Here is a 13098-nt window from a genome sequence, read left to right as displayed (position 1 = left end):
TCAAAATCCACAAAACACTATCTTTGACCCTTACTTCTTATTCATGAGATTCCCCTTAAATCTTTTATTTTTACTTCTTTCAATTTCCACTTCGTATGCACAAACATACATTTCTGGAATACTGGAAAAATTCAATAACAACACCATTGAATATGTTTCTGCGGAGGAACTAAGCAGTATGGAAAAAACTGTTTTATTGGATGCAAGAGAAAAGGAAGAATTTGAAGTTAGCCATTTAAAAAATGCTATTTGGATTGGGTATGAAAGCTTTGAAATAATGGAGGTCCTGGGGTCAATTCCAGATAAGGATACTCCATTGATTGTATACTGTTCCATAGGAGTACGATCCGAAGATATAGGTGAAGAATTAGAGCAAGCAGGCTATACCAATGTTAAAAATCTTTACGGTGGAATTTTTGAATGGAAAAACAAAGGATATCCAGTCTATGACACAGATAATATAGAAACCCAAAAAGTGCATGCTTTTAGTAAGTATTGGGGCATTCTATTGACCAACGCGGAAAAAGTATATCAATCCAAAAAAGAGACTATTGAGCAAAAAGAACAATAACCTACTTTTAATCTTTACACGAAATCCTGAGCTTGGAAAATGTAAGACAAGATTAGCGGCAAAAGTGGGTAATAAAGCAGCATTGGAGATTTATAAATTTTTGCTTGCACACACGGTTTCCTTTACCCGGAAACTAGAAGCTGAAAAACAGGTGTTCTATTCTGAAGCTATTTGGGAAAATGACATATGGGACAACCACATCTACCAAAAAAAACTTCAAAATGGTTTAGATTTAGGGGTTAAGATGCAGAATGCTTTTCAAGATGGATTTGATTCAGGCTTTGAAAAAATCATTATTATTGGGAGTGATATGTACGACCTTTCCCAAGAGGATATGGAAAAGGCATTTGCAAAACTTGATGATCATGATTACGTAATAGGGCCTGCGGAAGATGGCGGCTATTACCTTTTAGGAATGACCAATTTTAAAAAAGAACTTTTCGAAAATAAGGCTTGGGGAACAGATACTGTATTATCCCATACCTTAGAAGATGTGAAAACTGAAAATCACTTTTTGTTGGAAGCTAAAAATGATGTTGACCTTTATGAGGATATTAAAGATATTGAAGCTTTTCAACCCTATTTAAAACATATAGAAGAATGACTAAAAAGCAACTAGACGAATCCGTTGAATATTTAAAAAAGAAAGGGTTTGAAGCTCCAGAAATTGGAATTGTACTGGGCACTGGATTAGGGCAGTTGGTAGATGAAATTGAAGATTCCATTGAAGCGCATTACAACCATATACCCTATTTTCCGCTAGCTACCGTGGAGTTTCATACCGGAAAATTAATTTACGGTACTATTGCCAATAAAAAGGTTGTGGTGATGCAGGGTCGTTTTCATTTATATGAAGGTTATGATTTCTTGGATGTCACTTATCCCATTCGTGTAATGCGGGAACTTGGAATCAAAAATTTATTTGTTTCCAATGCAGCGGGAGCAATTAACCTCAATTACAAAAAAGGGGATATTATGTTGATTGAGGATCATATCAATCTTCAAGGAGGATCACCTTTGGCTTTTAAAAATGTTGCAGAATTTGGAGACCGTTTTGCAGATATGAGCGAACCTTATAATCTAGACATGCGGAATAAAATTGAAGCTATCGCCGAAAAAGAAGGTATTTCTCTTCAAAAAGGAGTTTACGCCTCTGTTGTGGGTCCTCAACTAGAAACAAAAGCAGAATATCGCATGTTAAAAATATTGGGGGCAGACGCGGTTGGCATGAGTACTGTGCCAGAAGTTATTGTTGCAAATCATTTAAGGCTGCCCATTGTAGCTGTTTCTGTTTTAACGGATGAATGCGATCCAGATAATCTAAAACCTGTGAATATTCAAGAAATCATTGAAATAGCCGGTAAGACAGAGCCTAAAATGATACAGTTATTCAAAGAGCTAATTAAGGTTATTTAAAGAGTAGTCCATTATCATTCAAAAAATATTTTTTGAACTTATTGAAAGGTTAGTTCATTTTTTCTGACTTCTTTAAAGGTATTGTATTTGCCCTAAAATAAAATTGTTCATGAATATCATTCTAAACCTAGTTTTTGGGTTCTTACTTGTGGCATGTGGTGGTAGTGCAAAAGTTAATTCTGATACCGGTTCAAACGAAAGAAGAATCGAAACCGCGGCGGTCAATGAATCTATTCAACCGGAAAGTAACGATTCCAAGGCAGTAAAAGTAGCAAAAGACACTTTTGAAATAGTTGAGCCTCCAAAGAAAGTAATCTCAGAGACTAAAATTAAAAGTAAAAAAGTAAAATCTGAAGTTTTAGTATTGGACCATAGTACCTGGAATGATTTATTGAAAAAATTTGTGGATGACGATGGCAATGTGAATTATGCCGGATTTAAAAAGAATATTGGTGGTTTAGAAGCATATTTGGCATTATTATCGCAGAATGCACCTTTGCCTTCTTGGGGTAAAAATAAAAAATTGGCATTCTATATTAACCTGTACAATGCTGCAACGGTAAAATTGATTGTTGACAATTACCCTACCAAAAGCATTAAGGATATCCCTAATCGTTGGAAGAAAGAATGGATTTCTGTAAACGGAGACGTTACTTCTTTAAATGATATTGAACATGAAGTATTGCGTAAAATGGGCGAACCAAGAATTCATTTTGCAATTAACTGTGCTTCTTATTCTTGTCCAAAATTGCTTAACACCGCGTTTACTGAACAAAACATGGAAAGGCTACTTTCTAAGGCTACTATCGATTTTGTCAATGACCAAAAACGAAATCGGTTTGAGGGTGACACCGCGCGACTTTCAAAAATATTCAAGTGGTATAAAAACGATTTTACAGGAGAAACTTCATTGTTGGGATATATAAACAGGTACTTGGATAACCCGACAAGAAAAGATGCAAAGGTTGAATACTTGGACTATGATTGGAGTTTGAATGAAGCAAAGTAAATCAAAAGCAATAAGCATTCTCATCCCTGTACTTAACGAGGAAGCCTATCTGGGCAAATTACTGAAACATTTAAATTACAATAGCACTACAAAAAGTGTTTTGGAGGTGATTTGTATTGATGGTGGCAGTACAGACAAAACCACTTCTATTGCTTTAGAACATGGCGCTGCGGTAGTTCATTCCAAAAAAGGTCGTGCCAGACAAATGAATTCTGGAGCCAACTATGCCTCTGGAGAAATTCTTTATTTTTTACATGCAGACACGTACCCTCCAAAAGGTTTTGACAAACTTATACTTGAAGCCATTGAACAAGGTCATGAATCTGGGTGTTTTAGAATGCAGTTTGACACGAAAAATCCAATCTTACGAACTTTTGCCTGGCTTTCAAGAATAAACCACACATTATGCCGTGGAGGTGATCAGTCACTTTTTATTAAACGCGGTCTATTCAATAAGACCAAAGGATTCAATGAGGACTACCTAATTTACGAGGACACAGAATTTATACGGAGACTCTATCAGCAAACAGTATTTAAAATTCTTCCGGAACATGTAATTACCTCAGCCAGAAAATACCGAGAAATAGGATGGATAAGAGTGCAGTTCCACTTTGCCATGATTCACCTAAAAAGCTATTTTGGAGCTGGACCAGATGAACTTTTCCAATACTATTCAAAACATATCTTGAACCCATAGAAAATTAGTTTTCTATTTCTAAATCTGCATAATCCTTAAGGATTCCATTGGTAATCAAGTTTGCAAAAGATTTTTTATCTGAATGCACAGGAATTGCGTCTTTCCCAACAGTTTTGGCACTGCCATCTATGGTCAATAAGCTTACAGCGGGCAATGTATTTTTAGCCAAATAGAGGCTGCTCTTATCTTTAAAAATCATATTGATGTCTTTATAAGAACGGTTTGAGATACTGTTCTCCTTAAAGACATTTTGGATGTTTTGAGCAAAACGCTGTCCTTTTTTGCTTTTGTTATGATGGTACACCGCTACATCCACATTCCCATTCTTTATTAGGCCATTTGCTCTAATAATCAGTAATCTCTGATATTTTCCAGTATTTTGGAGGTAACGTTTGTTTATGGTTTCAACATACCAGCCCATTCTTTCTACTTCTGTCAAGGACTCGCTGTCAGTAATCTTTTCATTTTTATTTTCTACTATGAAAACTGTTGCACCGTGAACCATAAGGTCCGCTGCCAGGCTCTTTGTAATATCACTTACAAATTTGTTTTCCTCCTTTGTCTGGTTTTCTGCTATTAAATAATATACAGCATCTTTGAGCGTGCTGCTTTCATGCGACATATCGGCAAGTTCGGCATCAAAAATAGGTGTTTCCGTCCCTTCTGATATCTGCACCTTCATTCCTGTATTTTTGAACGAATCCATCGTCTTTGGAATTCTATATTCCCGACCCACATGCAGCATACTTCCATCTTTAATGTCTTTAATATTTAAAGTAATGAAAGCTTCATAGTGCTTGGCAGGGTCCAATCCTTGTTTTCTGAGCATGGAAAAAATTCCGTCTCCTTTTTCCGCAGTAACAGTATAAAAATTATCCTGTGCAAGAAGCATGAAAGACATGCTTATCCATAACATAAATGCCGGTATTAACTTCATATTTAAATCTTGTTGCTGGGATGCTCTGCAAATATGGTAAAAATCGATGAAATGCAAAAATCATCGATGAAATACATCTAAAAAAATTAAAAATACTGTCCAATTCCAAAAACAATCCCCTTGGAAGCCCCATTGGTAATACCATGGCCATAGTCTATCCTGAAAATTGCATTAAAAATCTTTTTATGGATAAATCTGACTCCAACTCCAGGGTAAACCCTTAGGTTTTGATCATCTCCAAAATCACTAAAATCCCCACCAGGATTTCTCCATGTTCCTCCATCAATAAAAACATTACTCTGTAGCACAAACCAATCTTTATCAATAAGTGTGTGTCTATACTCGGTGTTTAAAACTATCGCAGCGGTACCTCTGTCAATCGTATTTCCCACTCCACGAATATTTAGGTTATTATCTACCGCAAATGGGGCAAATGGAGTATCTAAATTACTGGAAAGGCCCAGGCGCAACCTATTGGCCCAATTGCCCTTTTGGCCAACTCTTATGAAATATGAAAAATCGTTAAATCCAATAGAGAAATCTGGGAGCTGTTGGTCTGTACTTTTTACATACTGAAAATTAAGTGTACTCTTAAAACCAGATAAGTATTGATAATAATATTCTATTGCATCATAATTATAAATAAACTTATATAGGTATTTATTTACATTTAATTCTTGAGGTACGTTGGGGTCCGTACTTCCTGAAAGATATCGGTAATCCTCGGTGAAAAAGTTGATTCCAAACTCCAATCTATGCCTAAAGTTTATCTCATAAAGCCCAAGGACTTCAAAAGACTCATTATTGTACTTGTAATCTGCAGTTCCAGCCTCTAAAAAAACAGGTTCTTGAGTAGTTAAATCTTGATAACTCAATGCCAGTCCCAATTTATTGCTGAATAGATATGGTGCTCTTAGATGTGCTCCAATAGAATTAAAAATATCCCTTTGATAAAATCCACCTAGGGTGATGTTGTTCCCAAAAACATTAAATTCCTGCAAACCCACCCTAAAGGCAAATTCATCGTTATTGGAGGTATACACACTAGCAAAAGGGATTAATGTAAAATTCTCTTCTATACCATAAAAAACATTGTAATTACCTTCCGTATTCGCTGGAAAAACTTGAAAATAAGCATGGGATACCGAAGGCAATCGCTTTAACCTATAAATGTCTTCTTCAATAAGCAAAGAATCCAATTCCATTCCCGGCTTAAGCTTTGTGATTTTTTTTATAAAAGCAGTTTTGGTTCTTTTATTTCCTTGAACCTTTAGATCAACAACTTTGTTTTGACCATATGCCCTGCCCACAAATAGCATAAGAAAAAAAGCAAAGACAATGCGCATCATGGTTGTTATACGGTCAATTAGAATTTGGATTCTTGCAAAGTTGTATAGTGTTTGCGAATTACGGATTCGGCTGGTTTGTTTTGTGGAGTAAACCTATTGTCTTCTTCCCCTCCAGAAACATCATGGTGAATGAACCATTTCCAGACAAACCCCCCGGCAAACCAATCTTCCTTCCAAAATTCGTCAAAAATAGCTTGTGTTGCATCGGCTTGAGCTTCAAGGTTCACATCCATCTGATTTCTATCTACCAACCATGGTTTTTTAGCCGTATAATCCATACTGCGATACCCAAATTCCGTAAAAAGAATTGGCTTTCCATTTTTTTCTGATAGGTCAATCAACTTAGATTTCCAACGTTGCCATCCAGATTTTAACTCTTCCAAGGTTGGGTAACGTTCCTGCGATAATGGAAAGTAAGCATCCACTCCTATGTAATCCAGTTTCTCCCAAAAAGGCGTTCTCCCATATTCGTCCCAATTGGCAGCATAGGTGAGTTTACCGCTATATACATTTCTTACTTCGTTTACCAGGTTTTGCCAATAGGAGGGCCTACTCTTAACAAACTCTTCCAACTCGGTTCCTATGCAATAAATATCTGCGTTTGTTTCTTCGGCCAGTTCCGCATAGGTTAAAATAAATTTGCTATAGGAATTTTCAAGAATTTTCCAATCTTCCTCAGATTTCATTGTCATGTCACCCGTAAATTCTCCTCTCCATATCCAAATTTGAGGTTTCAGCATTATTTTCACTCCATTCTTCTGAAGTAACTCAATATACTGTCTTGCGCCTCGCTTTGTTTCTCCAAACCACTGCCTGTCCGTATCAAAAATGATATTTGGTGAATTTAAATTTCTAGCAAAACCAAAAGGCATTACTGCTGCATAATTGGCATTTACGTCAAGAACAGGATCCACATGTACCTGAGCAACCTCATCTCTGGAACCAACAAAGCTAATCCCGTTTATTTTTTCTTTTTTTTGACTATTGCATGAAAACTGAAGTAGACATAAGCAAAGGAGCCCTAATCTTTTCATAGTTAAAAAATTAAGACTCCTAAAATACTCTTTTATGTCATTAGATCTAGAGCACAGCCCGTAATCCTATGTTAAAAGTTTCACCAAGACCGGTGTTTTCTCCCCTAACAAAGTTTGTGTAAAGTACTTCTAGGTTTAATTCTTTGGTAAGTTGGTATTTAGCACCACCACCCAGTGCAGTGAAGTTTTGAGTGAAATCGTTTCCTAAATCCAACCGTTGGTTATGTTGCGCCAAAACCAAAACTGTAAATTTTGAACTTGGAAAATAACTTAAGAACACCCCTGGAACTAGGTTTAAGCTATTGTTGGCAAAACTTTCTTCCTTATCCCCAAAATTTAACTCTGTATTTAATTCAGTAAATAATTGCCATTTCTTGCCAGGAAAGGTATAATCATAAAAAAAACGGTTTTGCCAGGTAAACCCTTTTTGATCTAAGAAGACCCCTGTATCCTCATCATTTTCATTACTGACCAACGGAATAGATAAAGAACTTAAGATTGAAAAATTACCCACATTCTTAAAAGGAACAAACTTAATGGAAGGCGCAATTGACGTGAGTCCTGAAGTATTTCTTCTTTCAAAGCTTCCATCATCCTGCAGAAAATCCCTACCGTTTGCTCTATACTCGGCAATTAAACCCACATTTACTCTTCGTGTGTCTGACACTCCTGTAAAAACTTCTAGCGTTGAAGTAAAGAAATTTTGTCGAATTCCCTTATCAGATTCAAAAGTACTATCATCTTGGGTATATAGATTATTAAATAACTTAATATCCCATTGTCCTTTTCCAATTAGTTTTGATGGAGTTAAATTTTGAATATTGCTTCCTACTGGATCATCTTGAGAAAATCCTATGTAAGAACACATAAGAATTCCTGATAACAATATATAGTTTCTAAAATTTTTCATGATTGTTGTTGTTTAAAATTTTTACTTGGTTTCATTTAAAGTCCAATCGTAAGGGTAATAACTTACTTTAGTTTTAGGTTCTATTTTCTCTTTTCTATACTCATTTACAAAATCCACTAGACTAGTTCCATTCTGGGTAAAATCACCTTTGTACCACTCAAAAATTTGCGAAAGACCTACTTTTTTACCTTTAAGCTTTACAAAATTTGGATTGTTCAAGGATAATTCTGTCTGCTTCTGTAATTGAGCATCCAAAGTATTTGGCAAATAAGCATTGTCTATTATTGGCGGACAGCCCAGCCCAGCACAGACAAGTACAAAATGAAATCTGGCTTCTTTAGGAAAATTTTCTCTCAGCAATTTATTCTCAATATCATTTAAAGTCGTGTTCTTTCCTCCAATGTCATATGTTATCTTATCAAAGAAACCCGCTTTATCCAAAGGTGATTTTATAGGGTAATTATCTACAATTCCTTTTATAACTGACAAGTTGTATCCATTGATCCAAAAAGCTTGGTACGTATTTGCATCGCTTTTAGAAATGGAAATTCCTTTGGCCAAATCTAAAAGCTCATTTAAACCTTCTGGATTTGACTTTATATTTTGATATGCAACCTTTCCATCCTTAACATAGGTCTTAAAAAAAATATCCGTCTTGCTGAAAAATTCAGAGGTGTTTTGCGCAAAACCTATTTGAAAGGTGATTGCCAGCAAAAAAGTGGTTAGTATTTTCTGTAATCTCATTTTTTAAATCTTTTTCGTTGATTAAACTGCAGCTTCTGTCGCATCCTTTTTTTTTTACATACAGCACTTTTAACATTTTATGATTTATTTAAGAAATTATAAATCAAATACTTAGGCGTTCGTATTTATGGAATAACCTTACGACAACCATTAGAATTTAAATTCTTTCTAAATTAAGACCTCGTGTTAAGTTCCTATATTTAGGGACGACACATTATCCACAACCAATACAATCTCATGGAGAACATTGTTATTATCGGAAATGGTATTGCAGGAGTTTCTGCAGCAAGACATATCCGAAAGCTTTCAGATAAGAGAATCATTATTATTTCTGGGGAAACAGATTATTTCTTTTCAAGGACCGCCCTAATGTATGTTTATATGGGCCATATGAAATTTGACCATATTCAACCTTATGAAAATTGGTTTTGGGAAAAGAATAGAATTGAATTGGTAAGAGGGTATGTAACCAAAGTGAATCCCAACGAAAAGCAATTGTTAATTGATGGCTCTAGAGCTGTCAATTACGATAAGTTAATAATCGCAACAGGCTCCAAACCCAATAAATTTGGATGGCCAGGTCAAGATTTGCATGGTGCACAAGGACTCTATTCTAAGCAAGATTTAGACCTTTTAGAAGTAAATGCTCCCAACAAAGAAGTATGTAAAAGAGCCGTAATTGTAGGCGGCGGTTTAATTGGTATTGAGCTCGCAGAGATGCTAAGAAGCAGAGACATACCGGTAACCTTTTTAGTTAGAGAAAATAGCTTTTGGAACGGTGTTCTTCCTAGTGGAGAATCGCAATTGATAAATGAGCACATTTTAGAACATCATATTGACCTGCGTCTTGGAACAAACCTGAAGGAGATTGTAGCTGATGAAAACGGAAAGGTCAAATCGGTAATTATAGCAGAAACAGGAGAAGAACTTCCTTGCAATATGGTTGGGCTCACAGCAGGTGTTGCTCCCAATATTGATTTTCTAAAAGATTCTGGAATTGAAGTTGGGCGCGGTGTTAAGGTAAACCGATTTTTAGAAACAAACATCAAAGATATTTATGCCATTGGCGATTGTGCAGAGCAGCATGAAGCCATTGGAAATAGAAGACCCATTGAAGCTGTCTGGTATACGGGAAGAATGATGGGTGAAACGGTTGCGCAAACCATTTGTGGCAACCAAATAGAATACAAACCGGGTCATTGGTTCAACTCAGCCAAATTCTTGGATATTGAATACCAAACCTATGGCTGGGTATTTTCCGAAAGAGGAATGAAAGAATATGAAGAGCACTTTCATTGGAGACATTCTGAAGAGAAAGTATGTATTACCATTTCCTTCAACAAGGAAAACAATCAGTTTTTGGGAATCAACACCTTTGGCATTCGCATGCGGCATGAAGTTTTTGACAGGTGGTTAACCCAAGAAAAAGATGTTGATTATGTTATGGAACATCTTATAGATGCCAATTTTGATCCAGAGTTCTATAAAAATTACGAAACGGAGATCGTTTCCAAATACAATGCTGATTTTGGAAAATCCATCAAAACAAAAAAGAAGAGTTTAAAAAGAATATTTGCAATTGGATAGTGGTTGTTACCATCAATATAAATCTAAAACAACTATTTACCATTCAACTTTGAATAAGAAAACATGAGCACTTACGACAGAAGCATGGCCTTAACAGGTCAACCCCCTAAAGAACTAAGCAGAAACCAAAAAATAGCGACCCTTATCGGCTTATCAGGTTTGGCAATTATCTTGTTGGCTGCTTTTAACGTTGATTTTCCAAATAAGGCACTTTGGTTAAGTATTTCTTTAGCCGCAATAACTACTGGAACTATTTGGTTTTCTTGGGATATGTATTCCAAAAAAGAACCTGGAATTAAGAATGATGGTGTTTGGTTCAAATCAATTTCAAGCAAAGGTTTTTGGGGATGGATTGCCGGTATTTCCTTGACCTCATTTTATATCATTCTTTATTTCTACCCAGAGTACTTGGGCCTTGTTCAAAAAGGAGACAATACAGGAGTTATTGGCTTGTTTGATCCCTTAAGTAGAGCGTTAAGCGGTAACCCGGCCAGTCAATGGTTTGTCTATGGAACACTTTACACGGTGGCAATACTTGCTTTTGGGATAAAATTTATATGGAAATATCGTCATAACCGTTATGAGCGTATTCGCACCATGAGTGTCATGTTTTTTCAAACTGCCTTTGCTTTTATTATTCCTGAATTGATGGCTAGGTTGAACGGAAGTTCGGTCCTTAATGGTGGTAGTCTGCCGTATTATGATCTTAAAAATATGTGGCCTTTAAATTATTACAACTTTGAAGGATATCGCATTAAAGGTTTTTTAAGCTCAGGTGATATTGGATTTGGACTTTTAATCTTTGGGGTGCTTTCTATTTTTGTAATCAGTCCAATTTTAACCTACAAATTTGGAAAACGTTGGTACTGTTCATGGGTTTGTGGTTGTGGTGGTCTAGCTGAGACTGCCGGAGACTCTTTCCGACAATTAAGTGATAAAACCGTAAAAGCTTGGAAAATTGAGCGATGGGTAGTGCATAGTGTAGTGGTTTTTGTAACCTTAATGACCACTGCGGTCATTTATTCTTATTTGGGCAATGATACCAGCAAATATTGGTTGACAAAGAGTACTTTCTTAATTGGCGTTGGCGTTCTATTGACCTCTGTTTTTGCTTTGGTAATGATTTTCAAAAGAGAACAATTTCAAAAAGATGCAAAATATGGAGCTGTTGGTTATTTGGTCATTATTCTTGCTCTAATTGGTTTTCATTTTTTTAGTGGTGAAGGCCAAGTCTTCCTGTTCAAATCAGAGACACTACGTAAATCATATTCCTTTTTAATAGGAAGTATTTTCTCAGGTGTGATAGGCACAGGTTTCTATCCTATTTTCGGGAACCGTGTTTGGTGTCGTTTTGGTTGTCCAATGGCAGCTATTTTAGGTTTTCAACAACGTTTGTTCTCAAAATTTAGAATTACTACCAATGGTGGACAATGCATTTCATGCGGTAACTGCTCTACGTACTGTGAAATGGGTATTGATGTTCGTGCATATGCCCAAAAAGGAGAGAACATTGTTCGTTCCAGCTGCGTTGGTTGCGGTATTTGTTCTGCTGTATGTCCAAGAGGTGTTTTAAAATTGGAGAACGGGCCTCTGCAAGGTCGTATAGACAGCAACCAAGTATTGTTGGGCAATGATGTGGATTTAATGACATTGGTGAACAAAAAGTAAGATGCTAAGATTTCTTATAGCCGGTTTGATACTTTTTAGTATTAATTCAACAGATATATTTAAAAAAGAGTATCACAGAGAGTTTCATGCAAATGGACAGGTTAAGGCCCAAGGTTGGAAAAACGGTGATTCTCGAGAGGATTTCTGGAAATTTTACTTTCCCAATGGGAATCTTATGGAGCAAGGACATTTCCGAAACGATCAGCGTATTGGGTATTGGTATTTTTATACTAAAAACGGCACTTTAGAGATGGAGGGACATTATGCCAAAGGCAAAATGGTTAAATGGTGGTTATTTTATGATGAAAAAGGAAAAGTAAATCACAAGTGCCAACTTCAAAAAGGCGTGAAAAATGGATACTGTCTTAAATATAAAAATGAAAAACTGACTTCTGCTCAAAAATATAACAATGGAAAAAAAGTAAAGGAATGGTATGACTTCAGAAGTTTTAAGAAAGAAAACAACCTATCCGATTTAAAGTAAATGGCAGATATTAAAGTCATAATTCCCGCAGTAAACGAGGGAGATTCTATCGGCAAGGTAGTTTCAGAATTGCCAAAATCAGTTTCAGAAGTTATTGTGGTCAACAATGGATCAACGGACGATACTGTTGAAAATGCACAGAAAGCGGGTGCTACAGTATTGACAGAAAGCCAACGTGGCTATGGTTTTGCCTGTCTAAAAGGAATGGATTACATCGACAAACAATCCAAAGCCCCGGATATTATCGTATTTATTGACGGAGACTATTCAGACTATCCAGAAGAACTGGATAAAATAGTGGCCCCAATCTTAAACCAGAACATGGATTTTGTCATAGGTGCACGAAAAAAAGAACTACGCGAAGCGGGATCAATGACTTTTCCTCAAATCTTTGGTAACGAATTAGCTACTTTTTTAATGCGTTTGTTTTTTAGGGCAAAATTTACAGATTTAGGGCCTTTTAGGGCCATTAAATACGATAAGCTCAAAGAATTGGAAATGCAGGACAAAACGTATGGCTGGACTGTAGAGATGCAGTTGAAAGCTTTACGCAAAAAACTAGCATATACCGAAGTACCAGTACGTTATAAAAAGAGAATAGGTGTCTCAAAAGTTTCAGGAACCGTAAAAGGTGCTATATTTGCAGGCATAAAAATTCTAGGTTGGATTTTTAAATACAGTATAAAATAATA

The 13098-nt window shown here is 36.1% G+C and carries 14 protein-coding genes; 9 read left to right on the top strand and 5 right to left on the bottom strand.

The features are described from left to right. The first annotated feature begins 43 nt into the window (after window positions 1–43). From LV704_RS11260 to LV704_RS11240, 5 genes are all read left to right on the top strand, one after another. Window positions 44–571 carry a rhodanese-like domain-containing protein gene (locus tag LV704_RS11260; protein WP_163420061.1) on the top strand — a complete coding sequence of 176 codons (528 nt, stop codon included), beginning with the start codon at window positions 44–46 and terminating at the stop codon, window positions 569–571. After that, window positions 552–1175, top strand: coding sequence for a TIGR04282 family arsenosugar biosynthesis glycosyltransferase (locus LV704_RS11255; protein WP_163420063.1), 624 nt, complete (start codon window positions 552–554; stop codon window positions 1173–1175). The genes LV704_RS11260 and LV704_RS11255 overlap by 20 nt, the downstream gene beginning before the upstream one ends. Continuing rightward, a complete protein-coding gene (locus LV704_RS11250) occupies window positions 1172–1987 on the top strand; it encodes a purine-nucleoside phosphorylase (protein ID WP_163420065.1) in 816 nt (271 codons plus the stop codon). Before LV704_RS11255 ends, LV704_RS11250 begins: the two co-directional genes overlap by 4 nt. Window positions 1988–2096: 109 nt before the next feature. Continuing rightward, window positions 2097–2996, top strand: coding sequence for a DUF547 domain-containing protein (locus LV704_RS11245; protein ID WP_163420067.1), 900 nt, complete (start codon window positions 2097–2099; stop codon window positions 2994–2996). After that, the gene (locus LV704_RS11240; protein WP_163420069.1) at window positions 2983–3693 is read left to right on the top strand and encodes a TIGR04283 family arsenosugar biosynthesis glycosyltransferase; all 711 of its coding nucleotides are present in this window, start codon (window positions 2983–2985) and stop codon (window positions 3691–3693) included. Before LV704_RS11245 ends, LV704_RS11240 begins: the two co-directional genes overlap by 14 nt. Before the next feature lie 4 nt (window positions 3694–3697). On the opposite strand, the gene LV704_RS11235 is transcribed toward LV704_RS11240, so the two are convergent. The 5 genes from LV704_RS11235 to LV704_RS11215 form a co-directional block, all read right to left on the bottom strand. Beyond that, complete coding sequence (locus tag LV704_RS11235) at window positions 3698–4630, bottom strand: N-acetylmuramoyl-L-alanine amidase (protein ID WP_163420070.1); 933 nt, start codon at window positions 4628–4630, stop codon at window positions 3698–3700. Window positions 4631–4716: 86 nt separating this feature from the next. Beyond that, entirely contained in the window at window positions 4717–5979 is a 1263-nt protein-coding gene (locus LV704_RS11230) for an outer membrane protein assembly factor (protein WP_233782025.1), read from the bottom strand. Window positions 5980–5996: 17 nt separating this feature from the next. Further along, complete coding sequence (locus tag LV704_RS11225) at window positions 5997–7013, bottom strand: glycoside hydrolase TIM-barrel-like domain-containing protein (protein WP_163420072.1); 1017 nt, start codon at window positions 7011–7013, stop codon at window positions 5997–5999. A 46-nt stretch (window positions 7014–7059) separates the two neighbouring features. Further along, window positions 7060–7923 (bottom strand): hypothetical protein, encoded by an 864-nt coding sequence (locus LV704_RS11220; RefSeq protein ID WP_163420074.1) that lies wholly within the window; start codon window positions 7921–7923, stop codon window positions 7060–7062. A 21-nt stretch (window positions 7924–7944) separates the two neighbouring features. Further along, window positions 7945–8667, bottom strand: coding sequence for a DUF547 domain-containing protein (locus LV704_RS11215; RefSeq protein WP_163420076.1), 723 nt, complete (start codon window positions 8665–8667; stop codon window positions 7945–7947). 237 nt (window positions 8668–8904) lie between these two features. Here LV704_RS11215 and LV704_RS11210 point away from each other — a divergent pair, with 237 nt between their 5' ends. From LV704_RS11210 to LV704_RS11195, 4 genes are all read left to right on the top strand, one after another. Then, window positions 8905–10254, top strand: a complete 1350-nt coding sequence (locus tag LV704_RS11210; RefSeq protein ID WP_163420079.1) for an NAD(P)/FAD-dependent oxidoreductase — start codon at window positions 8905–8907, stop codon at window positions 10252–10254. 63 nt (window positions 10255–10317) lie between these two features. Next, window positions 10318–11922: a 4Fe-4S dicluster domain-containing protein gene (locus LV704_RS11205; protein ID WP_163420081.1), complete on the top strand. Its 1605-nt coding sequence runs from the start codon at window positions 10318–10320 to the stop codon at window positions 11920–11922. 1 nt (window position 11923) lies between these two features. Next, the gene (locus LV704_RS11200; protein WP_163420083.1) at window positions 11924–12406 is read left to right on the top strand and encodes a toxin-antitoxin system YwqK family antitoxin; all 483 of its coding nucleotides are present in this window, start codon (window positions 11924–11926) and stop codon (window positions 12404–12406) included. Continuing rightward, complete coding sequence (locus tag LV704_RS11195) at window positions 12407–13096, top strand: glycosyltransferase family 2 protein (RefSeq protein ID WP_163420085.1); 690 nt, start codon at window positions 12407–12409, stop codon at window positions 13094–13096. Window positions 13097–13098: the final 2 nt, after the last annotated feature.

This window comes from Flagellimonas sp. CMM7 (assembly GCF_021390195.1).
Taxonomy (GTDB): domain Bacteria; phylum Bacteroidota; class Bacteroidia; order Flavobacteriales; family Flavobacteriaceae; genus Flagellimonas.
The sequence above is the reverse complement of the archived record's forward strand: the minus strand, read 5'-3'. Positions and strand labels throughout refer to the sequence as shown.